General features: G+C 44.6%; 27 protein-coding genes and 1 pseudogene. 24 read left to right on the top strand and 4 right to left on the bottom strand.

What is annotated here, in order from left to right; translation table 11 throughout:
* Positions 1 to 25: 25 nt before the first annotated feature.
* Positions 26 to 1,111, top strand: coding sequence for a nicotinate-nucleotide--dimethylbenzimidazole phosphoribosyltransferase (cobT, locus tag ABLA76_RS01300; RefSeq protein ID WP_348986568.1), 1,086 nt, complete (start codon positions 26 to 28; stop codon positions 1,109 to 1,111).
* A 49-nt stretch (positions 1,112 to 1,160) separates the two neighbouring features.
* On the opposite strand, the gene ABLA76_RS01295 is transcribed toward cobT, so the two are convergent.
* On the bottom strand, positions 1,161 to 2,765 hold the full coding sequence (locus ABLA76_RS01295) for an AMP-binding protein (RefSeq protein ID WP_348986567.1): 1,605 nt from the start codon (positions 2,763 to 2,765) through the stop codon (positions 1,161 to 1,163).
* Between the two features lie 262 nt (positions 2,766 to 3,027).
* Here ABLA76_RS01295 and ABLA76_RS01290 point away from each other — a divergent pair, with 262 nt between their 5' ends.
* Both ABLA76_RS01290 and ABLA76_RS01285 read left to right on the top strand, forming a co-directional pair.
* On the top strand, positions 3,028 to 3,777 hold the full coding sequence (locus tag ABLA76_RS01290; RefSeq protein ID WP_047767843.1) for an SDR family oxidoreductase: 750 nt from the start codon (positions 3,028 to 3,030) through the stop codon (positions 3,775 to 3,777).
* Positions 3,778 to 3,897: 120 nt separating this feature from the next.
* Positions 3,898 to 4,566, top strand: a complete 669-nt coding sequence (locus ABLA76_RS01285; RefSeq protein ID WP_047767801.1) for an epoxyqueuosine reductase QueH — start codon at positions 3,898 to 3,900, stop codon at positions 4,564 to 4,566.
* Positions 4,567 to 4,880: 314 nt separating this feature from the next.
* On the opposite strand, the gene ABLA76_RS01280 is transcribed toward ABLA76_RS01285, so the two are convergent.
* Positions 4,881 to 5,696, bottom strand: coding sequence for an AraC family transcriptional regulator (locus tag ABLA76_RS01280; RefSeq protein ID WP_348986566.1), 816 nt, complete (start codon positions 5,694 to 5,696; stop codon positions 4,881 to 4,883).
* 656 nt (positions 5,697 to 6,352) lie between these two features.
* Here ABLA76_RS01280 and ABLA76_RS01275 point away from each other — a divergent pair.
* A complete protein-coding gene (locus ABLA76_RS01275) occupies positions 6,353 to 6,847 on the top strand; it encodes a polymer-forming cytoskeletal protein (RefSeq protein ID WP_348986565.1) in 495 nt (164 codons plus the stop codon).
* A 16-nt stretch (positions 6,848 to 6,863) separates the two neighbouring features.
* Complete coding sequence (locus ABLA76_RS01270) at positions 6,864 to 7,412, top strand: GNAT family N-acetyltransferase (RefSeq protein WP_348986564.1); 549 nt, start codon at positions 6,864 to 6,866, stop codon at positions 7,410 to 7,412.
* Positions 7,413 to 7,477: 65 nt separating this feature from the next.
* On the opposite strand, the gene ABLA76_RS01265 is transcribed toward ABLA76_RS01270, so the two are convergent.
* Positions 7,478 to 8,098 carry a phage repressor protein CI gene (locus ABLA76_RS01265; protein WP_047767805.1) on the bottom strand — a complete coding sequence of 207 codons (621 nt, stop codon included), beginning with the start codon at positions 8,096 to 8,098 and terminating at the stop codon, positions 7,478 to 7,480.
* Between the two features lie 248 nt (positions 8,099 to 8,346).
* Between ABLA76_RS01265 and ABLA76_RS01260 the strand changes: the two genes are divergently transcribed.
* From ABLA76_RS01260 to ABLA76_RS01205, 12 genes are all read left to right on the top strand, one after another.
* Entirely contained in the window at positions 8,347 to 8,685 is a 339-nt protein-coding gene (locus ABLA76_RS01260; protein WP_348986563.1) for a DUF5347 family protein, read from the top strand.
* Between the two features lie 192 nt (positions 8,686 to 8,877).
* Positions 8,878 to 10,818, top strand: a complete 1,941-nt coding sequence (locus tag ABLA76_RS01255) for a replication endonuclease (protein WP_348986562.1) — start codon at positions 8,878 to 8,880, stop codon at positions 10,816 to 10,818.
* Positions 10,819 to 10,921: 103 nt separating this feature from the next.
* Positions 10,922 to 11,164 (top strand): hypothetical protein, encoded by a 243-nt coding sequence (locus ABLA76_RS01250; protein WP_348986561.1) that lies wholly within the window; start codon positions 10,922 to 10,924, stop codon positions 11,162 to 11,164.
* Positions 11,165 to 11,184: 20 nt separating this feature from the next.
* A complete protein-coding gene (locus ABLA76_RS01245; protein ID WP_348986560.1) occupies positions 11,185 to 11,421 on the top strand; it encodes a DinI-like family protein in 237 nt (78 codons plus the stop codon).
* Positions 11,422 to 11,622: 201 nt separating this feature from the next.
* Entirely contained in the window at positions 11,623 to 11,826 is a 204-nt protein-coding gene (locus tag ABLA76_RS01240) for a tail protein X (protein WP_047767809.1), read from the top strand.
* Positions 11,827 to 11,879: 53 nt separating this feature from the next.
* Positions 11,880 to 12,365: a lysis system i-spanin subunit Rz gene (locus ABLA76_RS01235; protein ID WP_348986559.1), complete on the top strand. Its 486-nt coding sequence runs from the start codon at positions 11,880 to 11,882 to the stop codon at positions 12,363 to 12,365.
* 157 nt (positions 12,366 to 12,522) lie between these two features.
* Entirely contained in the window at positions 12,523 to 13,158 is a 636-nt protein-coding gene (locus ABLA76_RS01230; protein WP_047767811.1) for a phage baseplate assembly protein V, read from the top strand.
* Positions 13,155 to 13,505 carry a GPW/gp25 family protein gene (locus tag ABLA76_RS01225; RefSeq protein WP_099131696.1) on the top strand — a complete coding sequence of 117 codons (351 nt, stop codon included), beginning with the start codon at positions 13,155 to 13,157 and terminating at the stop codon, positions 13,503 to 13,505. Before ABLA76_RS01230 ends, ABLA76_RS01225 begins: the two co-directional genes overlap by 4 nt.
* Before the next feature lie 11 nt (positions 13,506 to 13,516).
* Positions 13,517 to 14,425 carry a baseplate assembly protein gene (locus ABLA76_RS01220; RefSeq protein WP_348986558.1) on the top strand — a complete coding sequence of 303 codons (909 nt, stop codon included), beginning with the start codon at positions 13,517 to 13,519 and terminating at the stop codon, positions 14,423 to 14,425.
* Positions 14,418 to 15,026, top strand: coding sequence for a phage tail protein I (locus tag ABLA76_RS01215; protein ID WP_348986557.1), 609 nt, complete (start codon positions 14,418 to 14,420; stop codon positions 15,024 to 15,026). The genes ABLA76_RS01220 and ABLA76_RS01215 overlap by 8 nt, the downstream gene beginning before the upstream one ends.
* Positions 15,023 to 16,858, top strand: coding sequence for a phage tail protein (locus ABLA76_RS01210; protein WP_348986556.1), 1,836 nt, complete (start codon positions 15,023 to 15,025; stop codon positions 16,856 to 16,858). The genes ABLA76_RS01215 and ABLA76_RS01210 overlap by 4 nt, the downstream gene beginning before the upstream one ends.
* Positions 16,858 to 17,307, top strand: coding sequence for a tail fiber assembly protein (locus ABLA76_RS01205; protein WP_348986555.1), 450 nt, complete (start codon positions 16,858 to 16,860; stop codon positions 17,305 to 17,307). Before ABLA76_RS01210 ends, ABLA76_RS01205 begins: the two co-directional genes overlap by 1 nt.
* A gap of 26 nt (positions 17,308 to 17,333) precedes the next feature.
* Here the strand turns inward: ABLA76_RS01205 and ABLA76_RS01200 are convergent, their stop codons facing one another.
* Positions 17,334 to 17,909 carry a hypothetical protein gene (locus ABLA76_RS01200; RefSeq protein WP_348986554.1) on the bottom strand — a complete coding sequence of 192 codons (576 nt, stop codon included), beginning with the start codon at positions 17,907 to 17,909 and terminating at the stop codon, positions 17,334 to 17,336.
* A 574-nt stretch (positions 17,910 to 18,483) separates the two neighbouring features.
* On the opposite strand from ABLA76_RS01200, the gene ABLA76_RS01195 reads away from it, so the two are divergent.
* The 7 genes and pseudogenes from ABLA76_RS01195 to ABLA76_RS01165 form a co-directional block, all read left to right on the top strand.
* Positions 18,484 to 19,293: a DUF2829 domain-containing protein gene (locus tag ABLA76_RS01195; protein ID WP_348986553.1), complete on the top strand. Its 810-nt coding sequence runs from the start codon at positions 18,484 to 18,486 to the stop codon at positions 19,291 to 19,293.
* 221 nt (positions 19,294 to 19,514) lie between these two features.
* A complete protein-coding gene (locus ABLA76_RS01190) occupies positions 19,515 to 19,700 on the top strand; it encodes a hypothetical protein (protein ID WP_348986552.1) in 186 nt (61 codons plus the stop codon).
* Between the two features lie 156 nt (positions 19,701 to 19,856).
* A complete protein-coding gene (locus ABLA76_RS01185) occupies positions 19,857 to 21,032 on the top strand; it encodes a phage tail sheath protein (RefSeq protein WP_348986551.1) in 1,176 nt (391 codons plus the stop codon).
* 11 nt (positions 21,033 to 21,043) lie between these two features.
* A complete protein-coding gene (locus ABLA76_RS01180) occupies positions 21,044 to 21,562 on the top strand; it encodes a phage major tail tube protein (protein ID WP_047767821.1) in 519 nt (172 codons plus the stop codon).
* Between the two features lie 106 nt (positions 21,563 to 21,668).
* Entirely contained in the window at positions 21,669 to 21,986 is a 318-nt protein-coding gene (locus ABLA76_RS01175; protein ID WP_047767823.1) for a phage tail assembly protein, read from the top strand.
* Between the two features lie 14 nt (positions 21,987 to 22,000).
* Positions 22,001 to 22,120 carry a GpE family phage tail protein gene (locus ABLA76_RS01170; protein WP_071827277.1) on the top strand — a complete coding sequence of 40 codons (120 nt, stop codon included), beginning with the start codon at positions 22,001 to 22,003 and terminating at the stop codon, positions 22,118 to 22,120.
* A pseudogene (locus tag ABLA76_RS01165) lies at positions 22,113 to 23,041 on the top strand (phage tail protein); the annotation flags it as partial. The gene ABLA76_RS01170 and the pseudogene ABLA76_RS01165, both read left to right, overlap by 8 nt.

Genomic DNA, 23,041 nt, shown 5'->3' with positions numbered 1-23,041 from the left:
CTCGTTCGGCATGGGATGAATAAACATGACACTAAAATCATTGCTCGATGCTATCCGACCTCTGGATCGGGAAAATATGGAAAAAGCGGCACAGCACATTGACAGTTTAGTCAAGCCATTGGGAAGTTTGGGGCGTCTTGAAGCGTTGGCGATACAATTATCGGGCATGCCGGGCATTGTTGGTCTACAAAACCTGCAAAAAGAGATTATCGTCATGTGTGCTGATCATGGCGTCTATGACGAAGGTGTGGCTATTTCACCTAAAAACGTTACAGCCATACAGGCACGCAATATGTTGCAAGGGTTAACCGGTGTTTGTGTGCTGGCGAAAAACAGTGGAACGCATGTTTTGCCCGTGGATATTGGCATTGATTGTGAGCCTATCGAACACATGTTGTCCCTTAAAATTGCACGGGGCTGCGGCAATATTGCCAAAGGGGCTGCGATGGATTATGAACACGCTGAAATGTTGTTGTTGGCAAGCGCACAACTGGTGCAACAGCGTATTGCAGCAGGAATAACGGTATTGGGTATTGGGGAGCTGGGGATTGCCAATACGACGGCCGCCGCTGCGGTTATCTGTGTCCTGACAGGAAATAATCCCTGTGATGTGGTCGGGTTAGGCGCTAATTTTCCTTCTGAGCGGCTGGCACATAAGCAGTTCATTGTACGGCAGGCTATTGCCATCAATCAGCCAGATCGCAATAACGCCATTGATGTATTGGCAAAAGTGGGCGGATTTGAACTTGTCGGCATGGCTGGTGTGATTCTGGGAGCGGCAGCTTCTGGTGTACCTGTGATACTTGATGGTTTCTTGTCCTATGCATCCGCATTAGCCGCCTGTCAGATATCCCCCATAGCACGGGATTATTGCATCCCTTCCCATATGTCGGCAGAAAAAGGTGCCGCGCTGGCGCTACGATATTTGCATTTGCAACCCTACCTGCATTTAGATTTGCGTCTTGGCGAGGGTAGCGGTGCGGCTATGGCGATGTCCCTGATTGATGCAGCCTGCTCGATGTATTGCCATATGGGGAAATTGGCAAGTAGTGGGATCAATTTACCGGCGTCAGAAAGGCCGCACGTCATCGCACCATCTTTAAACATATAAATTAAGTCCGGGGGACTCATTTATCGTTATTGTCTTTATGCGGGGTATATCAGTCTTTGACACGTTTTCTCAATTGATCTTTTACAACTTTGCCATTGGCATTTCGCGGTAAAGTTAAAAAAGTATATCCTTTAGGGCGTTTATAGCGTGCTATTACCGTACAAATATAATCGTCTAACTCCTGCTCCGTGATTGTTGTATTTTCATCGAGTTCAATAAAAGCATGGGGAACTTCTCCCCAATAGGGATCGGGTTTCGCCACAACAGCAACCGCTAATACATTTGGGTAACTGGATAAGGCATTTTCCAGTTCAAGGCTGGAAATATTCTCACCCCCGGAAATAATGATATCTTTTTCCCTGTCGATGATTTTGATATAGCCATCAGGATCGACGACGGCTAAATCACCTGTATAAAACCATTGGTTAGTGATCTCCGGTGTCACATGACGTACCGGATCATAAGCTGCTACGATATTACCGCGGATTGCGATCTCACCGAGGGTTTTGCCATCAAAAGGAACTTCCGCGTTATTTTTATCAATAACGCTTACCTGACCTTGTAAATTAGAGACAATTCCCTGACGCATCCGTTTTAAGACTTTTTCTGATTCTGGCAATGCGTTCCATTCATGCTTATTTTCACAAACGACCACAGGGCCATAAGTTTCAGTTAATCCATAAACATGCGTTGCATTGATACCGACTTCGTTCAGCAACGAAAACATCATTTCTGTCGGTGGGGCACCGGCAATCAGGCCATAAACGCGACCATTAAAATGCTTTTTATGCTTTTGCGTTATCTTGCCTAAAGCGTAGTGAATAATCGGGGCACCACAATAATGGGTGACGTGATGTTGCTGGATGAGTTGCATTGCATCTTCTGCATCAAATTTCCTTATACAGATGTGTGTGCCAGCCCGTGCCGCAACTGTCCAGGGGAAACACCAGCCATTGCAGTGAAACATGGGAAGCGTCCATAAAAAGATGGGGTTCTTGGGCATGTCCCAATCCAGAATATTGGAAATGGCATTTAAAAATGCCCCACGGTGAGAATACACAACCAGTTTCGGTTGCCCGCTGGTGCCCGAAGTGCAATTGATACTTATAGCGGCTTGTTCGTCAATCTGGATAAATGAGAGTGTCTTTGATGAGTGTTCGGTTACCAGTGATTCGTAAGAGATAAATTCATGTCCGGCAGGAGATATAGGAATAGCTGAGTTGTTTTCATCAACAATGATTATCTTAATTGGCTGCTTGAAAGCGACATTATTTAATAGTGAAAGGTAATTTTTGTCGATAAATAATATTTTTGGATGCAGTTTTTCAAAAACAAAATTTAATGTGGCTGCGTCTGTTCGGGTACTCAAGGCATTAAGAATGCCGCCGGACAAAGGAACGGCAAAATGTAATTCAAGCAATTCGTGGATATTGGGTAAAATAGCCGAAACGACGTTTTCTTTATCCACCCCCATTTGTTGGAGAGAGATAGCAAGCCTTTCACAGCGATTGGCATATTGGTGCCAGGTCCAACGCTGTTTTCCATCAATGATGGCGGTATCATGACCATTGCTCAATACAGCCCGTTTAAGAAATAAAAGCGGTGATAATGCAGTGCCGGTATATTCATGTAAGAATGAATTATCGAGGATCATACTCTTCACTCCATATTATTATCGTTAACAAAATGTTATGTACTTTAAAAGTAATCTCTGGCAGCAGAATAAGCAATGTCGGAAAAATTTAAGGAAGATGCTTTATTTCTATTTTTCATGTAAATAATGTGACTTTATTTTGTGTTTTTTAATATGCTGCTTTCATTTATTAAACTTGATAAAGTCACGGTTTAAAAATAAATCGAAGAGTTCTATGTTAGATAATAAAAAAACGTTAACCACTAATACAAAAGGAAAAGCGATGTTCAATTTAGCCGGAAAAATTGCTTTTATTTCAGGTGGCACCAAAGGTATTGGCACGGGAATTGCCAAGGTATTGAAGCAAGCGGGTGCGGTGACTATTATTGCCGGTACTGATGAGGTGAGAGGGAAAGCCATTGCCAAAGCGCTGGAAGTTGATTTCATTCCTCTTGATGTGACTGATCAAGCAGCCTGTAAAAACGTGATTACCCGGATTGTTGAAAAGTACGGCCGGCTCGATATTCTCTGTTCCAATGCCGGTATTTTTCCACAGCATTATCTGAAAGATATGACTGCGGAGGATTGGGATTTAGTGCACAGCGTCAACCTTAAAGGGACATTTTTTCTGGTACAAGCGGCATTGAATGTCATGGAAAAGCAGCGTTACGGGCGCGTTGTGATTACTTCATCAATAACGGGTGAGATAACGGGTATTCAGGGTTACAGTCACTATGGTGCCAGTAAGGCGGGGCAACTAGGGTTTATGCGCAGTGCCGCGCTGGAATATGCGGGGCAAGGTATCACCATTAATGCCGTTATGCCAGGTATGATCATGACGGAAGGTTTAACGTCATTTGGTGATGAATTCCTCAGTTATGCGAAAGATATCACGCCAATGCGGGCTTTGGGTACGCCTGAAGATATCGGCTATGCCGCCTGTTTCCTGGCTTCCGATGAAGCGAAATATATTACCGGACAAACAATAGTCGTTGATGGTGGACAGGTTTTGCCAGAAGTACAGGAAGCCTGATTATGTGACAAAGATTGTCGTAAGACAGTAGAAGAAGGTAAAATGTCTATCCAGTAAACACAGGGAGGGGGATTTGTTCTCTTCCTGATTTTTTATTGTCTGAATCAGGTAAGAAATATTATGTCACTGAATGATGAGCGTAAACCTCTTCCACTGCCAAATGGGAACAAAAAAGTCTTGTTGCACTCTTGTTGTGCGCCGTGTTCTGGGGAAGTGATGGAAGCCATGTTGGCTTCAGGCGTTGATTTCACAATATTTTTCTATAACCCGAATATTCATCCTCTGAAAGAATACGAGTTACGTAAAGATGAAAATATCCGTTTTGCGCAGGAAATGGGCATTCCTTTTATCGACGCCGATTACGACCGTGATAATTGGTTTGAACGCGCGAAAGGAATGGAAAATGAGCCTGAACGCGGTATTCGTTGCACAATGTGTTTTGATATGCGTTTCGAACGAACAGCACTTTATGCCTACGAACATGGTTTCCCAGTGATTACCAGCTCACTCGGTATTTCTCGCTGGAAAAATATGCAACAAATCAATGAATGTGGGGTTCGTGCGGCGTCCCGTTACCCTGACTTAATGTATTGGGAATATAACTGGCGTAAAGGGGGCGGATCTGCCCGTATGATAGAAATCAGTAAACGAGAAGCGTTCTATCAGCAGGAATATTGTGGCTGTATTTACTCGTTGCGGGATACTAATCGCCATCGTCTGGCTACCGGCCGTGAAAGAATTAAATTAGGTACAGTCTTTTATAGTGCAGATAGCAAGCAAAAAGAATAAAAAAAGCCTGCGCGGAAGCAGGCCAAAAATACGGCAAATATAAAAGTCCCTGGTGGTGACTTAGCACTTAGTCGGATTAGCTCTAAACAGTGATGAGTCACCATGACTATATGCGAGATGAGACGGCGTCGTCCAATGGATTGCACAGATCAATAAGAGGATATTGATCGATAAAAACGATCATACATGATTTAGGCAATATCTTAGCCTAATTGTGGTTGCGGCTTTTCAGTTTGACCTAAACAAGTTTATATAAAACTGGAAAGCCTTGATTTATGGAAGATAGCACTAACTATTAGCTATTCAATGAATCATTAATCTTTGCCATATCTGGAACGATTAGGTGTACAGCCAAAACGTCGGCGATAGCTTTGAGTGAAATAGGACTGACTGGAAAAACCCGATTCCAATGAAATATCGGCGATGCTCATTTCGCTATTGAGTAATAATTGATGAGCATAAAGAATGCGTTGTTCACTAATCCAGGCTCTGGGTGAAGTGCCATAGACACTGTTAAAAAGCTCCTTAAAAGAAGTTAACCCCATACCGAATTCACGTGCGAAGTCATTCAATTTCCATTCTTTGAGATAGTGGGCCTCCATAAATGTTTGCAGGCGTTCTACCGGCCGGTTGCTTAATTTCCGTAGAATAGACATTAACAATGCGCCTTGTTTACCCAGGGAAAGCAGTAACAATAACTCTTCAACTCTTAGCTGAACCAAAGCCGGAGGGGAATCATGCGCCAGTACGTTCGCCAGCCCGCGAATGCTTTCCGTTAACAAGGGAAACTGATTAAACGGAATCAATCTGGACGCAGGGAACTCCTGTCGCTCTAACTGACTTAATAATGAGCCGAAACGTTGTAAAAAACGACGTAAAAACTCCATGTGTAAGGGCAACCATAAGAGCTGACAACTTTCTGTCCGGGTTTTAGCTGCATAACTTCCGGGGTGGGTAAAAAGGATTTCATTCGATTTAATGTGATAAGTGTTTATACAATCTTTCCACACCATTTCGCCATCAAGTAAAATATATAGCCCTCTTTGTTTATGCTCCAGGATATTGAAATCCGGCATAGTCAACTGGATTGTGCAAATACTCTTTTGGTTTAAGCCCGTCGTCCTTTTCATCTAATACTCCTAATTTTCCGTATCGTGAGTAATCATTTTTTGATGAGTGCATGAAGTGTTTTTTTATTATTTAAATAACCGCTGGCATTATATAACTAAACATAAACTAAATAGCCATTGAGAATAATGTGTTTTTCATGGCATCTAACCATGATGCATTTTTATTAATGCATTGTATGTGTTGTCAATAAATTGTGGGTTTATGTGATTGGCATATATTAAATAAGAAATTAAATTTATGTATTTTTTTATTTCATCAATGTGAGAAAATTAAATGACAAATCAGAGGATTAAACTCAAATAGAAGCTTTATCCGTGTAATAACGCTATAAATCACTCTGTTATAGCATCGTAGATTGTTTTTTATACTTGTACAATGGTAGGATGTGCTTCCACAGCCTGTTGCTGTTACCTGCTAAGGCATATGTATAGATATATTTTGCTGATGAAATATAAGAAAAAACCACAAAAACGAGAACAATATGAAAATGTATCGTTTTTCAGATAACGCTTTTTTATGCAGTGTATGGCTCCTTTGGGGAATTGCATTGGGACTGTATCTGTATGGTGCGCATTTTAGCTGCACTATGACAGCAATTTTATCTTTTTTAGCCTTAGTGTTTTACTTTATGAAAATGAAATTGAGAATAAACGCTATGTTTGGAAAAAAAACAACCGAGGCAGCGACTGCCAGTTCTGCGACTCCCGCTATGGGCATCAAGCCTGAAGAGAAAAAATTACCTGAAGCCGAGATCCGTCCCAATACCATTATTGCAAAAAACTCTGTCTTCAAAGGGGATGTCGAAATGGACGGGGATATCCAGATCTGGGGTAAAGTTATTGGCAATATTCGCGTAAAAGGAGGGGCCATTCGGATTATGCATGCCGGTAAAGTAGAGGGTGAGCTGAATGCCCCTGAAATTATCATTGATGGTCATGTTGAAGGCACGTGCTGTGCGGAGACATTAGATATCCTTGAACATGGCGAGTTACGGGGTATTAGCCGTTGCGGCAGTATGTCAATTCGACGTGGTGGATTGTTTTTTGGTCAGTCTGAACAGGTTGATAATAAGAAAAAATCAGAAATAGAACGCGTTGTTTCTATTAGAGACAATCAGGGTGATAAACCAAAAGTGAAAAGCAACGCTTGATAATCAAGGAGACGTTGTGATTGTTGAATTGGAAACAGAACGGTTACGACTCCGTGCCTGGAAAGCCTCAGACAGAGAACCTTTCTTTCGCTTAAATAGCAACCCTGACGTAATGAAATTTTTCCCTGACATACTGACTAAAGCGCAGAGCGATACTTTTATCGATAATTGTATCCGCAAGTTTGAAACACAGGGTGGTTGGGGATTATGGGCGGTTGAATTAAAACAGAATGGTGAATTTATTGGCTCTGTGGGGCTGAATATCCCGAACCTCAAATTTCCATTCTCGCCTTTTGTTGAGATAGGCTGGCGTCTGGACAAGCCATTTTGGGGACAAGGTTATACGTGTGAAGCCGCCCACAGAATTTTTGACTTTGCATTTACCGAAATCGGGCTGGAAGAGGTTGTCGCTTTTACCACAGTTTCTAATTATCGCTCGGAAAATGTCATGAAAAAATTGGGTATGGTCAGGGATGAAAAAACCTTTCTCCATCCGGGATTGGAAGAAAACCACCCATTGAGGGAGCATGTTCTGTATCGCCTCCGGCGTTCAGATTTTGTATGAGAATGCTGCATGTCATCAAGGTTATCCTTATGGACAGGGATAACCTTGATGAAAATTGCCTTATGTTATTGTCTGGATATGACCAGAGCGACGCGGCCAATGAATTTGATATCGCTGATTGCACAATCAAAAGTGACGTCGCTATCGCTGACCCGAATCTTGCTGATTGGGATTTTGGCAATCTTTTTGATACTGTGCATACCTTCAATGTCCACCAGCCATAAACCATCTTGAATATTATCTTCCTGCGTATCCAGCAGATACCATGAGGCACCATCATCGACAATCAGTGGATTTTTGAGTTCCCTGGTAATCAATTCGCTGTCCAAAATCACGGGACTAACGTCATTGAGTTTACCGCCCGATAATTTTACACGAGAAATGGATGGGGCAATGATATCTTCCAATCGTTCCGCTTTTTTGCCGCTTTCTCCATCTGGGAACATTTCCCCCTGACCCGTGCTCAGCCACAGCAGTGAAGCGCCAGTTTCGAGAGTGCACTGGATGATCCAATCCGCCGGAAAGCTATCACGAAGGTAGCGGTTTGCCATCGTGCTTTTGGAAACGCCCAAATGGTCACTTAGGGCCTGACGTGATTTAAATCCATACGCGCGGACAAGACGTTCAATAGCAGGTCTCCCCCCACTATCGGCCCCCATTTTGATCTCAATATTGGTATTTTTCATTGACAGTACAGATAATAGCTATTAGTATCCCATCAAGGTTCTCGATATGAGACCTGTGATAAGCCCGGATTGGTTAAGCTGAAAACCATTGAGAGATATTGCATCATGAACGCCCAGATTTCAATCTTTATACCTGATATCAAAATATTTCGGGAAGGCCATTCAGAGAATAGTCAGAGAGCTTGGAATAGGGGGAACCGTAGGAAATAGCAGAGGGATCGTTTGGTAGGAAAATGTTGAGGGAAAATATGGCGAATACTGAGAAGGAAAAATTTGCCCAGATTAACCTCGGCCAGCGGCTGGAAGGATTGAATCATCTGTCGAGGATTAGGGCGACATATTGGGGTGACAATGAAAAGGAGTTGGCGCGGTTTTTGGCTGATATGCGTGACAAAAGAGACCATTACTACGAACAAAATAAACGGGCGCTATCTGCCATTTTTTATCTGGCGAATATTCCGCACTCCCGCCACGATAGTGAATTCAACCATTTTACCCAAGAGGAAAAGCAGGCGCTGATCAAGGCAATGAATCATATTAAGGTTGTTGTCAGTCAATTTCCGAAGTACCTGACATTACCTAATTAATGACAGCTTTCTATACTCGATAAATTTCAGGTTGCAATCCGCAAGACGACGCGAGGCCTTATATTTCCCCGCTGCGTGGAGAAATATAACACGCATCTTGAAGTTGGATGGGTATAAATATGTTCTCTCTCTTTTTTGAACAAATGGCATGGATACGCCAGGCTCTTACTCGTCCTGAATATGGTGAAATTGATGAATAGTAACATTATCACTTATGAACAAAACATACCGCTGGGTGTTTCAATGGCGGAGCGCCTGTTATGGGACGTTAACGCGGAAGATCATCAATGGCGTCACCAATATATAGGACAACTGCCGGATTTTCTGGCGAAATATTTTAGTCACCGTTATATCGATATTTTTCATCGTTCAGGGCGCCGTGATGCAAATTCTTTCCTGAGAAAAGCGGTTGGACAGAAGGTCTTGCCAAGATTGCAGTTAGTAAAAGAAAGATACCAGTTTAACCACCATATTGCTGGTATGGCACCTTTTCCTTTTATTGAACAATTGGAAAATGTAGCAACGTATGGTCGCAAACAGCTCTTGAAACTGGCTCACGATATCTCCGTTTTTATTGCGGATAATTATGAGCACTATTCTTTGTGTGTTTCCCAAAAACACTCATCAACTTCTGTTGGTGGCAAAGATGAGTCATTTTCCCGTGTCGCTAAGTTGTATCAATTACTGGCAAAGCTGACTTTGCAATGTGGTACTCATCCGCCTTATTGGCAGCGTTTCAATCATGGCCGCAAACAGCCATCAGTTGATCAACTCTGTTCTGGCATGTTGCGCATGATGTCTGCCCGCTGGTGGTATTTTCGGTTAAAACGCCTGCGTGATATCCGATCTGAACATATGGCCATTGCCGTTGGGCAGGTACAGCAAGTCGCTTCTCCTTATGTTTCACGCCAGGCGTTACGGGAATGGCTGGAACAAAAACGGCACAATCGTGAATTTTTCAAGCATTTTGATTTGGAAAATGAAAAAGGGGAGCGAATTTCACTGGCAGAGACCGTTGTTCATAGCAACGCAAATCCGGCAATCCGACGTTGTGAATTGATGGTCAGAATGCGCGGTTTCGAAGATATTGCCGACAAGATGCAATGTGTTGGGGAATTTTATACCATCACGGCACCTGCAAAATATCATGCTGTCCAGCATAAGGGCGGGTTTGTCAAATCCTGGAATGGCGCAACACCACGTGATACTCAACGTTATTTATGCGGTGTCTGGGCAAAAGCTCGGGCTGCGTTGGCACGGGCAGGTATTAACCTATTTGGTTTCCGTGTGGTGGAACCACATCATGATGGTACTCCTCATTGGCATATGGTGCTGTTTATGTTGCCGGAGCATTTGCAGCAAGTCAGAAGGCTCCTTGAGCATTACGCCTGTCAGGAAGAACAGGGCGAATTACAGGACGATGAAGCCAAAAAAGCGCGTTTTAATTATCGGGCGATCGATCCCAGTAAAGGCAGCGCAACAGGCTATATTGCCAAGTACATTTCCAAAAACATTGACGGTTATGCGTTGGAAGAAGAAAAAGACCATGAAACCGGCGAACCCCTGCGCGATATGGCAAAATCAGTGACTGCCTGGGCGAGTCGCTGGCGTATTCGCCAATTTCAACAAATCGGTGGCGCTCCCGTTTCGGTTTGGCGCGAATTGCGTCGGCTCAGGGAAGTACGCCTGTCTGACCACAAGATAAATGCAGTGTTACAAGCGGCAGATGAAGGAAATTGGGCTGCTTATACCCAAGCACAGGGCGGACCTTGGGTTTCACGTCGTGATTTAATTATTCGTTTATCTTACAAAAATATCCCTTTTGGCAGTCCTTACGGTGAGGATGTTCAATCCATACAAGGTGTGACCTCACCATTTTTGTCCCACGCCGAATTTATTTGTACGCGGACCCACCAATGGACCCTCGTGCCAAAATCAGAATCGACGGCTACCTCTGAACGAATTGTCTATAAAAGACGCATAAAATTTTCCTCTTGGAGTTCTGTCAATAACTGTACGGATGAACAGGGAAGTAGAAAGAGAGCGGGTTATACAGACCATAGAATTGTCGTAGCAGAAAAATCAATCAAATTGGCAAATATTTCTGCTAAAACAACAAACAATAGTTACTAACTATTAAATTTAATGACTAAAACAGGTAAAAAATACTTTAATTTTAGTCTTATTACGTGTACTGTATATACATACAGTTTATTATATGGAGGCAGATAGATCAGTGGAACCTCTTATAGAATCATTGGTAGCACAACGTATCAATTTCATTGCTAGAATGGCAACAAGTTGCGAATGCAATCATGCGGAAGACAAAGAGCTGGCACTGGTTTGGATAGCAGAGCTATCTGCACCTTATGAAAAAAGGTTTAACAGTTACCAGAGTAAACAGGAAAGCGATCTGTTAGGTAATGAGGTGAGCAGAAACAAAATGTTAGGGAATTCGGGTGCAATAATAGAAGAATAGATTTGGCAGCGGGGGAAATCATGCGAGTAGAGATACTTTTCGATAAACGAGCTAATGTTTCTGAATCAGTCATATCTTCATTAGAAAGTGAACTAAAAAAAAGAATATTACCACACTATCCTGATACGAATTTTAGAGTTGGAATTAGCAGCAGCACCTCCGTGAGGGTGACAGGAACTAAAAAAAGTAGTGAACACGACCACATAATGGAACTCATTCAAGAGGTTTGGGAGGATGATAGTTGGCTATCTGATTAACGCTGACAAAGGGGCAATATCCTCCAATGAATAGTAGTCATTGTAATAAGAGATAATCGCCAAGGGGCAGGAAATGATTTCCTGCCCCTTGGTTTATGTACCACTCACCTGACAATCCCACCGCATTGAGGCATTTCGCTAATTATTTGATCATAACTCTCCGATTTACTAACTGACTTTTGCAAAGAGGAAGGAGAGTGTATGCAAGTTATCGCACAACAAAATGAGACAGTTGATGCCATTTGCTGGCGTCATTATGGTCGTACATTGGGAATGACTGAGCGTGTGTTGCTGGCAAACCCGGGATTGGCTGATTTTGGCGCGGTACTGCCGCATGGAACGAAAGTTGAAATGCCAGAATTTATGCCGGTCGCCAGTAAACCTATTATCCAGCTTTGGGATTAAGGGGAGGTTGAACGGGTTTGTTGGGAATTAATACACTAAAAACGATGCCCTTAATGATGAGCCTGGTCATTGGCGGAAGCCTTGGCTGGTGGGGGCATCGCTCCCTGTTTCTCAGCGAAGTGGCGGGTTTGAAACAGCAACAGGCTGCGCAGCTTGCTGCCATCAACCAAAAAGCCTATTCAGAAACGTTGGCGGCTATTGGGCAAATGAAAAATGCGCAAAACCGGGCTGCACAATTGGATGAATACTATTCAGGAAAATTAGCTCATGTCACCGAAAAAAATGCGGCTTTGCGTGCTGACATTATGGCTGGTCATCGGCGGGTGCAAATCGCCGCCGCCAACCTTGCTACCTGTCAGCTCACCCAAAACCGAGATACCGGCACCCGCCGCATGGGCGATGGAACCCAAGTCGAACTCACTGCAAACGCTGGACACGCTATTTACGATATCCGAACCGGCATCATCAAAGACCAGGCCAAATTAGATTATTTACAACAGTATGTACGGGATGTTGTTCGGCAGTGTCAATCGGAATGAGCGCATCTTATTGCAATGCGGCTTTCAAGGCCTTCTTTCATTCCAAAGAAGGCCTTTTATTTTATTGATTTAAAAAGATTTTTATTCTGGATTTGTATGCTGTTTCTTACAAACACAGTTTAATGTCCGGCCTGCTGTTTCATGGCATTCTTACGTCATGAACACACAACTCACTGAACTGACGCGCTTATTGCGCAACCTGATCCGAACCGGCGTTATTACCCAAGTGGATACCACAAAGGGAATGTGCCGAGTAGCGACAGGCAATCTTGAAACCAACTGGCTGCACTGGTTGACATCCAGAGCGGGAAACTCCCGCACATGGTGGGCACCCAGTGTCGGTGAGCAGGTTTTATTACTGTCCATAGGCGGAGAGCTGACCACCGCCTTTGTATTGCCTGCGATTTTTTCAGATGAGTTTCCGGCACCATCAACATCACCTGAAGCGACGCATATCAAGTTTCCCGATGGTGCCGTGATGGAATATGAACCGCAATCTGGCGCATTGACTGTGACTGGTATCAAAACCGCGACAGTAACTGCTTCGGATTCCGTCCATATTACCGCGCCGGAAATCACCTGTGTCGCCAGCACCCGAATTACGCTGGATACACCGGAAGTCATCTGCACGCAGCTAATGAGCACAGGCAACTTGATCGTGCGCAACGGCGGCAAAATGACGGGCAATATTGAACACACCGGAGGCACATTCAGTTCCAACGGCGTGGTCGTGGATTCCCATAAACACACCGGCATCCGGTCAGGCGGTGACACATCAGGAGGCCCCGTATGATGTACCTGGGAATGAATCGGCAGACGGGCCGAGAGCTGACAGATTTGGCCCATATCCGGCAATCCGTCAGCGATATTTTATTAACCCCTGTGGGCAGCCGTATTGCGCGCCGTACCTACGGTTCTTTGCTGCCAGAACTGATTGACTGGCCACAAAACGCAGCGCTTCGGCTTCAGGTTATGGCGGCCAGCTATACCGCAATCAGCCGTTGGGAGCCACGCGTGATGCTGACCTCCATCACGATGGAAACCCGGCAGGACGGCAAAATGGTGGTGGATATTACGGGTACTTATCATCAATCCGCCAAGGAATTTTCACTTTCTATTCCGGTGAGCCATTCCCGGTGAGGTAATAAGTCATGCCAACAATCGATTTAAGCCAGTTGCCACCACCGGATGTGGTTGAGCCACTGGATTACGAACAACTGCTGGAAGAGCGTAAAAAAGGCTTGATCTCGCTCTATCCAGAAGATCAGCAAGACGCCATTGCACGTACTTTGCAGCTGGAATCTGAACCTTTGGTCAAGTTGTTGGAAGAGAACGTTTATCGTGAGCTGCTCTTGCGTCAACGGGTTAACGAAGCGGCGCGGGCGGTGATGGTGGCCTATTCAACAGGCAGCGATTTGGATCAGTTGGGAGCGAACAACAACGTTTCCCGTATGGTTCTGCATCCTGCGGATAATTCTACCGTGCCACCGACACCGGCGGTGATGGAATCTGACAACGACTACCGCGTGCGCATCCCACAGGCTTTTGAAGGTTTGAGTGTTGCCGGTCCGGTTGGGGCGTATGAATACCATGCACGCAGTGCGGATGGTCGTGTCGCTGACGCTTCGGCAATCAGCCCGTCGCCCGCTAACGTCACCGTGACCATTATGTCGCGGGAAGACAAGGGGGTTGCTTCCAAAGCGCTGCTGGAAATAGTCGAAAAAGCGCTGAACGACGAAAACGTGCGACCAGTGGCGGATCGCCTGAAAATCCAGTCTGCGAACATTGTGGAATATGAAATTGATGCGGTGTTGTACATCTTCCCTACACCAGAATCAGAACCGATCCGCAAGGCGGCAGAACAGCGACTGAAATACTATGTTGAAGCCCAGCACCGTTTGGGGCGTGACATTCGTTTGTCAGCGATTTATGCCGCACTGCATGTGGAAGGTGTCCAGCGCGTGGAATTGAAAGCGCCGGTGAAAGACGTCGTGCTGGATAAAACTCAGGCGTCTTACTGCACCAAAACTACCCTGACGATGGGAGGTTCGGATGAGTGATCGCCTTCTGCCGATGGGTTCGACTCAGCTAGAAGTTGCGGCGGCCAAAGCCTGCGCTGAATTGCAGAAGGTCAAGGTTCCGTTACGTGAACTGTGGAACCCAGACACGTGTCCGGCATCACTACTGCCTTATCTGGCCTGGGCGTGGTCAGTTGATCGCTGGGACGAACGTTGGTCTGAGAGTACCAAAAGGGAAGTGATCAAAAGCTCGCTATTCCTGCATAAACATAAAGGAACGATTGGTGCGATCCGGCGGGTTGTCGAGCCATTGGGTTATCTCATCCGCGTAAAAGAGTGGTGGCAGACCAACGATGCTCCGGGCACCTTCCGGTTGGATATCGGTGTACTGGAAAGCGGTATCACCCATGAAATGTTCGAGGAGCTGGAAAACCTGATTTTTGATGCCAAGCCAGTGAGCCGACATTTGATTGGGTTGGACATCAACCTGGATACCCGCGGTGGATATCACTATTCGGCGGCGACTTACAGTGGTGACGAACTGACGGTTTATCCTTATTTCCCGGAACAAGTAACAATCTCCGGCTCAGCAGTTGTGGGCGCGGGCATACATATTATTGATGACATGAGGATTAGATCATGAGTACCAAATATTTTGCGCTATTGACGCAGTTAGGCGCAGATAAGTTAGCAAATGCTGCGGCATTGGGTACTAAAATTGAAATTACCCATATGGCCGTTGGTGATGGCGGCGGCAGCCTGCCGACGCCGGACACTAAACAAACCAAATTGATTAATGAAAAGCGTCGTGCAGCGATTAACACGCTGAGCATTGATCCCAAAAACACCAACCAAATTGTTGCAGAACAGGTTATTCCTGAAAACGAAGGTGGCTGGTGGATCCGTGAGATTGGCCTGTTTGACAAAGACGGCATTCTGATTGCCGTAGGTAACTGTGCGGAAACCTACAAACCCCAGTTGCAGGAAGGTTCCGGCCGCACCCAGACTATTCGCATGATTTTGATTGTCAGCAGCGCGGATTCGGTGACATTGAAAGTTGACCCGTCTGTGATTCTGGCTACGCGTGAGTATGTGGATGATTCCATTAATAAACATGCCAACAGCCGTAACCACCCTGACGCGACGCTGAATGAGAAGGGTTTTGTGATCCTGAGCAGCGCAGTGGACAGCAATAGCGAAACGCATGCGGCAACCCCGAAAGCGGTAAAGGCGGCGTATGATTTGGCGAAGGCGGCGGAGAATAATGCCAAGGCAGCAAATGAAAATGCAAATACTCGTCTAGAGAAAAATAAGAACGGTGCTGATGTGGCTGATAAAGGTGCATTTAACCGTAATATTGGTTCAGGCAGAGCATTCAGCGGAGAAGTTTCTATCGGTGGAGCTGGTACTTGGACAACGGAAGAATTCATTGCATGGCTGAAGAGTAAGGGAGCGTTTAACCATCCGTATTGGATGTGTAAAAGCACATGGGCATATGCCAATAATAGAATGATCACTGATACTGGCTGTGGTTCAATTCATTTGGCTGGTGCAGTTGTGGAAGTCATGGGTATCGAAAGTGTTATGACGATTCGAGTGACGACTGCACCTACATCAGTTAATGGTTGTATCCCGAATGCGCAATTTACCTATGGAAACCATGGTAAGGATTATCTACCGAGCTGGAGAAGGGATTATAACACTGCCAATAAACCGACTGCTGGTGAAGTTGGTGCTTATTCCAAGGACGAAACAGATGCTCGTGTGAATGCTGCTAACGAAAATGCTAATTCCCGCTTGGAAAAAAACAAGAATGGTGCGGATATTCCAAACAAAGATGAGTTTGTAAAAAACCTCGGTTTAACGGATACGGTGCGTACTGGCCGGAAAATCAATGGGAAACCACTGACACAGGATGTTGTAATTTCATCTCAGGACGTATTTAGTCAGATTGAATTGCTCAATAAAATTGACCTCAACAATATTACCCAACCAGGTATTTATGTGCAGACGTCCAGTATTGCGGAGGAACGGGGTGAAAATTACCCATCAACATTGGCAGGAACGCTGATTGTCTATCGCAGTGTGGGCGTGATTCAGGAATTTATTGAGTACGGTATTGGCACGAAATATCAGCGTGCGTTTCATCCCTCATATAATCTCTGGTCAATGTGGGAGGAAGTTTTGACGGTTTCATCATCAAAAATTAAACAAACCCGTAGGGACGGTATGGCCGCATTAATTCTAAACGGGATGCTGATTCAGGCAGGATCTGTATTTGCCCCAGCAGGAACGACAGCACGTTATTCACTACCCTCGGCATTCAAAACATTCGCGTACGTTGTTGGCGGCGTCGGGGTTGGCAGTGGATCGTCGGTCAATGCAGGGGTGAGTCTGGTAGGGTTGAACCAAATTGAGGTATCGCGGGCGGTCAATAGTGACGTGATTCGATTTATCGCGGTAGGAGATTACTGATGAAATTTTTCAATGCACCAACCTATGCATTTTATGATAGCGAGATCAACACTGCTATTCCTGACACGGCGATTGAAATTACTGACGAACTCTGTAATCAGCTATTTCAGGATCAGGCTACGGGAAAAACGATTGTTGCCGACACAAACGGCTATCCGATTACCGTCGCACAACCCCCAACACCCGCTCATACGTGGAACGGGAGCGAATGGGTAGCGGATATGGAGGAGGCAACGCGGTGGTATGTTAAACGGGCAGGAGAGCAAAAACAGAATTTAATGACGCAGGCTGCGAATGCTATTGCCCCGTTACAGGACGCCATTGACCTCGATATGGCAACCGACGCCGAAAAATCCGCATTAACCACATGGCGCAAATATCGGGTGCTGCTCAATCGGGTGGATTGCGCTACCGCCCCTGATATCCAATGGCCGGAGCAGCCGGAATGATGAAAGGGGCGAAGTGCCCCTGATTGTTATTTTGATTCAGCTAATTTTTGTTGCTGTTGATTCCAAATAGAATTTTCTGGCATCTGGACACGGACGGAAATAAACCTGCCACCAGGAATATCAATCGGGTCACCGTCAGCGTAACCCTCGCGTACATTTCTGGCGAATGCGGGTGTATCTGCATGCTCACGGTGATAGGTCATGATTTTGATAGAACCGCCGGGTTGAACCCTATAATCCACCCAAATCAGCGGCAATTTATTTTTGCACATCGGTATTTCGACACCGCCATCAACACCGCCCCATGCAGCGGCAGCATTGAATCCCAAAACGTTTTTGATGAGATAAACGCCCTCTGATAGACGCTCTACAATCGCATCCTCTGATTCGTTGTTGGTGATGAATTTGCCATCGGGGTAGATTTGGATAATGGGGCTAGCTTTTTTCAGATAACCGTTCGTATCTGTGGTGGTGTTACCTGTGTGCCAAATCATCCACCACGGATTCCATATCCCCTTATCACCATCACGCGTCCTAAATATCAATTTGCGACCACCACTGTGATGATTCGCCTGTATCATGATGTTATATGCGTTGTACAATCCAGAAAAATGTACCCCTGGCCCGGAAACGCCCCCATTGTTATGCCCGTTGATGTATCCAAAAAATGTTTGGTTAACCGGTGGTTTTTTACAAATCTTGGATCTTAATGATCCTAGCCAAGAGCGTGGCCCTTATACCCTAAAAACCAAAGTTCAATACTGAAAATAGACCGTCTTAGTACATCAAAAAATAACCAAAACCCAGGGTTGCCTCGAATAATACTAAAAAGGGTAAATTTTGAACCGAAATATTGACTCTCAATTAATCCTTCCCCAAAATTTTTTGACCAGCTACAGCTGGGCTAACGTATTAAGCGCATACGTAATGTATTTGCCCGAAACATGATAATGACGTTGGTATTTGGAAGCAGAATAACAAATATTATCTCTCCCTGTTAATCCGCAAAAAAATAACACCTTTCACAGTCATCATTTGTACGATGAGACTTACAAGGTCAATCAATTAAAATCCATCCCAGCATTTATTAATCTGTGCAGACTGCTTATCCGCAGAGGAAAGCGAAATTTTCAAGGTTTCGCTTTCTGATTAATTTTCAACCATAAGGAAAAAGATATGTCTGAAACAATTAAAACAGGAAACCAGAACCCTGAGCATGAATGCCCGTTTGATCCCAATAATTATAAAGGCGAGCAGATTGTTGCCCCAGAAGGCTCTTTCTATTGGGCGCTGATTCAATTGAAACTGGGCAAGAAAGTGCACCGCAGTGACTGGGCTGACAAGGAACAGCTAAACTTTGTCCCACGCCGTACCGACACCGAAGGCAAGTTTGATTATTTATCCCATATTGATAAGAGCAATAAATACGGCAATTGGGCACCTTGGCAGCCGATGCAAGAAGACCTAATGGCTTGCGATTGGGCGTTGATGCAAGATGCGATAAAACCTGAACCCGGATTAGAAAGCGGAAATCTGGTTTTTGATCTTAAATTAGACATAATCATATCTTCATGGGGAGCTCAAAGAACTTGGGGGTATAGAGGTGAGAAAGGGGGGCCTGCTTATAATAACTCACTTTTTGGTAGCTTAAATATGATTCGAAATAACACTGATATTAAAACCGTTACGGCATTCTATGTTAGCGATATAGCTGATATTTACCAAAAGTTCCAATATATCCACTTTCATTTCTTCTCTGAAAAAATGAATGATTTGCGGTATGACAGCGAGATAAAGGAAAAAACTCTACAGGTAAGCGTCGATAACGTTACCTATAATTTAGGAAAGCCTACTACAGCTCCTTTCGACGGAGAGTTGGGATGGATGGCTACATATAGTAATGAGCAAAATCCAGCCGTTGATGAACTGATTAAAGTTTTACAGCAAGTAGGTGAAACTAAGCGTTTTTACTGTGTTTGGAAGTAATCCAATTCTGAATTAGTTTGTTAAGGCTACACATTGTGTGGCCTTAATCATATTCAGTATCTTTTTCTCCCACCGAAAAATCACCAAAATTGACTTGAATAATGCGGAAAAAAACAAATTCCTAACCGGAAAAAGAGAGATGAAAACCATATCCGGTATTCTTTGACGGCGACTTTTATTTACAGCATCATGTCGAGGAGTTAGCTAGCAGAGACAATTTTGTGACCACACAGGCAAATGCAGATCAAGCTATCGACGGCGATCTCCAGCCACTTTTTGCAATACCCAATGACAGAGACTCCGGCGGATACCAGAAACTCATTGCTATGGATAATGACTTTTTTGTAGCAGATGCTGAAATCCAGAACATGTTCAAGATTGATCAGTTAAATCTTTTTAAACACTAAACACTAAAATCTAATTCTTTCCAACGGCGTTCCCCAACCAGAACAACACCTTACATCCACCCCATTTGTACCATCCACCACACATTGCCAACCACATGATTTTAAAAGCCTATTGCGTCAATATACTCCCACACCTTAACAGGAGAGAACGCTAACATGGCACAAGATTATCACCACGGCGTCCGTGTACAGGAAATCAAAGAAGGTACACGCACCATCACTACCGTTAGCACCGCTATCGTAGGTATGGTTTGTACTGCCCCTGACGCAGACGAAAAAACATTTCCATTAAACACCCCAGTTCTGATTACTGACGTTATGAGCGCCAGTGGCAAAGCAGGGAAAAAAGGCACTTTGTTCGCTTCACTGAAAGCTATCGCTGCGCAGGCTCAGCCTGTGACTGTGGTTGTTCGTGTAGAAGAGGGTGAAACTGAAGAAATAACCGCTTCTAACATCATCGGTGGTGTCACTAATGAAGGTAAGAAAACCGGTATGCAGGCACTGTTGGCAGCGCAAAGCCAGCTCGGTGTTAAGCCCCGTATTCTGGGGGTTCCGGGTCTGGATTCAAAAGCTGTGGCTATTGAACTGGCCTCTATTGCCGAGAAATTGAAAGCAATGGCATATGTGAGCGCTTATGGCTGCAAGACCTACATTGAAGCGATCAAATATCGTGAAAACTTCGGTCAGCGTGAGGTAATGCTGATTTGGCCTGATTTCCTGAGATGGGATAAAGGTGAAGTTATCGCACCTGCAACTGCTTATGCACTGGGCTTGCGCGCCAAAATTGACGAAGAGACCGGCTGGCACAAAACATTGTCCAACGTAGGTGTTAACGGCGTAACGGGCCTGTCTGCCGATGTCTTCTGGGATCTGCAGGCGACTGGAACTGAGGCTGATCTGCTGAACCAGAATCACATCACAACACTGATCCGCAAAAACGGTTTTCGTTTTTGGGGTTCACGCACTTGTGCTGGCTCTGATTCTGAGGACTCACTGTTTCCGTTCGAAAGCTACACTCGTACAGCTCAGGTTCTGGCTGACACTATGGTTGACGCGCATATGTGGGCAATCGACAAGCCGCTGACCCCATCGTTGGTACGCGATATTATCGAAGGTATCAATGCCAAGTTCCGCGAGCTGAAAGCCGGTGGTTACATCATTGATGGTCGTTGCTGGTATGACGACAAAATCAACGATAAAGACACCCTGAAAGCAGGCAAATTGACCATCGATTACGACTATACCCCTGTACCGCCACTGGAAGACATGATGTTACGCCAGCGCATTACAGATAGTTACCTGATGGATTTCGCTAAAAGTATTAATAAATAAGGGGCTGACTGATGGCTTTACCTCGCAAACTTAAATACCTGAATTTGTTCAACGATGGCAACAACTATCAGGGCATTGTGGAAGAACTGACTCTTCCTAAATTGAGCCGCAAGCTGGAAGCCTACCGTGGCGCCGGCATGAACGGCAGTGCAATGGTGGATCTGGGTCTGGATGAAGGCGCACTGGATGCTGAATTCACTCTGGGCGGTGTTGAATCTCAACTGTACAAACAGTGGGGCATAGCGAAAGCGGATGGCGTCATGCTGCGCTTTGCCGGCTCTTTTGAGCGCGAAGATACGGGTGACGTAGTTGCAGTTGAAGTTGTGATGCGTGGTCGCTTCCAGGAGTTTGATCACGGCACGTATAAACAGGGTGATAACACTCAGACCAAAATCACCGCCAAAAACACTTATTTCAAACTGACATGGGGTGGTGAAGAACTGATTGAAATCGACACCATCAACATGGTTGAAAAAGTCGGTGGGGAAGATCGTCTGGAGCAACATCGCCGCGCTATCGGTCTTTTTTAATCGCTTCTTTTAGCAATTAACTTTTTTAAAACTTATTTCCTGTCTCTTCAAGGCGTGAATCATACCTGTTGAGACAGGTTTCTAATCGGATAAACAAGGTTGAACCATGACAGAAACACTGAATACTCAAAATGACGATCTGCGCACCATTGAACTGGAAGCACCACTGGCGCGAGGTAACGGCGAAATCACGGAAGTGGTGGTACGCAAACCTAACAGCGGTGCGTTGCGCGGTGCACGTTTACAGGCACTGCTGGAAATGGATGTGGATTCTATGCTGCTTGTCCTGCCGCGTGTGACCACCCCTGCATTGACCAAAAATGACCTGATGATGATGTCACCTGGTGATCTGATTAATCTCAGTGTGGAGGTGGTCAATTTTTTGTTGCCGAAGTCGGTCAAGTCCGATTCCCAGAACGATTAACCGTTGATGAATTGGTGGCAGATATTGCCACCGTTTTTCACTGGTCACCGACAGTCACAGATGAAATGTCACTCTCGGAACTATTGGACTGGCGGCATCGGGCCATTTTAAGAAGTGGTGCAGAAAATGAGTAATATACAGTCACAGCTCAACAAGGTACTGAGTACCGTTGGAAAGCTGACCAGTTCCTTTAAATCTTTTCAACAGCATCAGAAAAAACTGGTAGGTTCAGTTGATAAAATTTATAACCAGTTTAAAAAACTTAATAAGACTGTTGAAGGATTAAAACCCATTGTAGGCTATGCGCAGGAAACTGCGCGTCTGCGTGCCGAGCTTAAAACCTATAATCAAACCATTAAACAATCTTTCTCTGCGCAGAAAAACGCCACTGGAGTGGTGCAAGTCAGCGCTGCTAGCCAATCAGCCAATATCACCCAAATTACACAGAATATTAGACAAGAAAATTCATCCAGTAAAAAGAGTGAATTTAATCTGGGTGTGACGGGTAATATGACTAACAATTTTAAATTGTTAGATAAGCTAGTTATTAATATTAATCCTCAGATAACAATTTTATTTGGTATGTTGAATAAAATTAATGGGGTTTTGAATTTAACGACGGGTTTTGTACAGGTAACATTCCAAACATTAATTAATAATATACAAATATTTGGCAATATTAGTATCAAAGCATTTAATTCATTAAAAGTCAGTCTGGCAATATTTACCCAATTAGGCATTCAAGCGTTTGCAAATTTCAGTGCAAAACTGAATTTATTTGCTCAATTAGGGCTTAGCATTTTTGTGCAATTAAGAGCCAGTCTAAATGTATTTGTTCAGATTGGCATTCAGGCACTGAATAAATTAAGTACCAGTTTAGATCTCTTTGCCCAGATAGGAATTCGGGCTTTTATTGAATTAAAAGCGAGCCTGAATTTCTTTGCGCAGTTGGGTATTCTGGCATTTGGTAAATTGAAAGCCACGCTGGATTCATTTGTACAGCTGGGCGTGCAGGCGCTGGACAGATTGCTGGCACCGCTGGATGTCTTTACCCA

Origin of the sequence: Xenorhabdus sp. SGI240, from assembly GCF_040081915.1 — a bacterium.
Classification (GTDB): domain Bacteria; phylum Pseudomonadota; class Gammaproteobacteria; order Enterobacterales; family Enterobacteriaceae; genus Xenorhabdus; species Xenorhabdus bakwenae.
Note: the sequence above shows the minus strand (reverse complement) of the source record. Positions and strands in the feature narration are given on the sequence as shown.

Coding starts and splice junctions, on each gene's coding strand:
- cobT (WP_348986568.1), top strand. CDS start 26: ATGACACTAAAATCATTGCTCGATGCTATCCGACCTCTGGATCGGGAA.
- ABLA76_RS01295 (WP_348986567.1), bottom strand. CDS start 2,765: ATGATCCTCGATAATTCATTCTTACATGAATATACCGGCACTGCATTA.
- ABLA76_RS01290 (WP_047767843.1), top strand. CDS start 3,028: ATGTTCAATTTAGCCGGAAAAATTGCTTTTATTTCAGGTGGCACCAAA.
- ABLA76_RS01285 (WP_047767801.1), top strand. CDS start 3,898: ATGTCACTGAATGATGAGCGTAAACCTCTTCCACTGCCAAATGGGAAC.
- ABLA76_RS01280 (WP_348986566.1), bottom strand. CDS start 5,696: ATGAAAAGGACGACGGGCTTAAACCAAAAGAGTATTTGCACAATCCAG.
- ABLA76_RS01275 (WP_348986565.1), top strand. CDS start 6,353: ATGTTTGGAAAAAAAACAACCGAGGCAGCGACTGCCAGTTCTGCGACT.
- ABLA76_RS01265 (WP_047767805.1), bottom strand. CDS start 8,098: ATGAAAAATACCAATATTGAGATCAAAATGGGGGCCGATAGTGGGGGG.
- ABLA76_RS01260 (WP_348986563.1), top strand. CDS start 8,347: ATGGCGAATACTGAGAAGGAAAAATTTGCCCAGATTAACCTCGGCCAG.
- ABLA76_RS01255 (WP_348986562.1), top strand. CDS start 8,878: ATGAATAGTAACATTATCACTTATGAACAAAACATACCGCTGGGTGTT.
- ABLA76_RS01245 (WP_348986560.1), top strand. CDS start 11,185: ATGCGAGTAGAGATACTTTTCGATAAACGAGCTAATGTTTCTGAATCA.
- ABLA76_RS01240 (WP_047767809.1), top strand. CDS start 11,623: ATGCAAGTTATCGCACAACAAAATGAGACAGTTGATGCCATTTGCTGG.
- ABLA76_RS01235 (WP_348986559.1), top strand. CDS start 11,880: ATGATGAGCCTGGTCATTGGCGGAAGCCTTGGCTGGTGGGGGCATCGC.
- ABLA76_RS01230 (WP_047767811.1), top strand. CDS start 12,523: ATGAACACACAACTCACTGAACTGACGCGCTTATTGCGCAACCTGATC.
- ABLA76_RS01225 (WP_099131696.1), top strand. CDS start 13,155: ATGATGTACCTGGGAATGAATCGGCAGACGGGCCGAGAGCTGACAGAT.
- ABLA76_RS01220 (WP_348986558.1), top strand. CDS start 13,517: ATGCCAACAATCGATTTAAGCCAGTTGCCACCACCGGATGTGGTTGAG.
- ABLA76_RS01215 (WP_348986557.1), top strand. CDS start 14,418: ATGAGTGATCGCCTTCTGCCGATGGGTTCGACTCAGCTAGAAGTTGCG.
- ABLA76_RS01210 (WP_348986556.1), top strand. CDS start 15,023: ATGAGTACCAAATATTTTGCGCTATTGACGCAGTTAGGCGCAGATAAG.
- ABLA76_RS01205 (WP_348986555.1), top strand. CDS start 16,858: ATGAAATTTTTCAATGCACCAACCTATGCATTTTATGATAGCGAGATC.
- ABLA76_RS01195 (WP_348986553.1), top strand. CDS start 18,484: ATGTCTGAAACAATTAAAACAGGAAACCAGAACCCTGAGCATGAATGC.
- ABLA76_RS01185 (WP_348986551.1), top strand. CDS start 19,857: ATGGCACAAGATTATCACCACGGCGTCCGTGTACAGGAAATCAAAGAA.
- ABLA76_RS01180 (WP_047767821.1), top strand. CDS start 21,044: ATGGCTTTACCTCGCAAACTTAAATACCTGAATTTGTTCAACGATGGC.
- ABLA76_RS01175 (WP_047767823.1), top strand. CDS start 21,669: ATGACAGAAACACTGAATACTCAAAATGACGATCTGCGCACCATTGAA.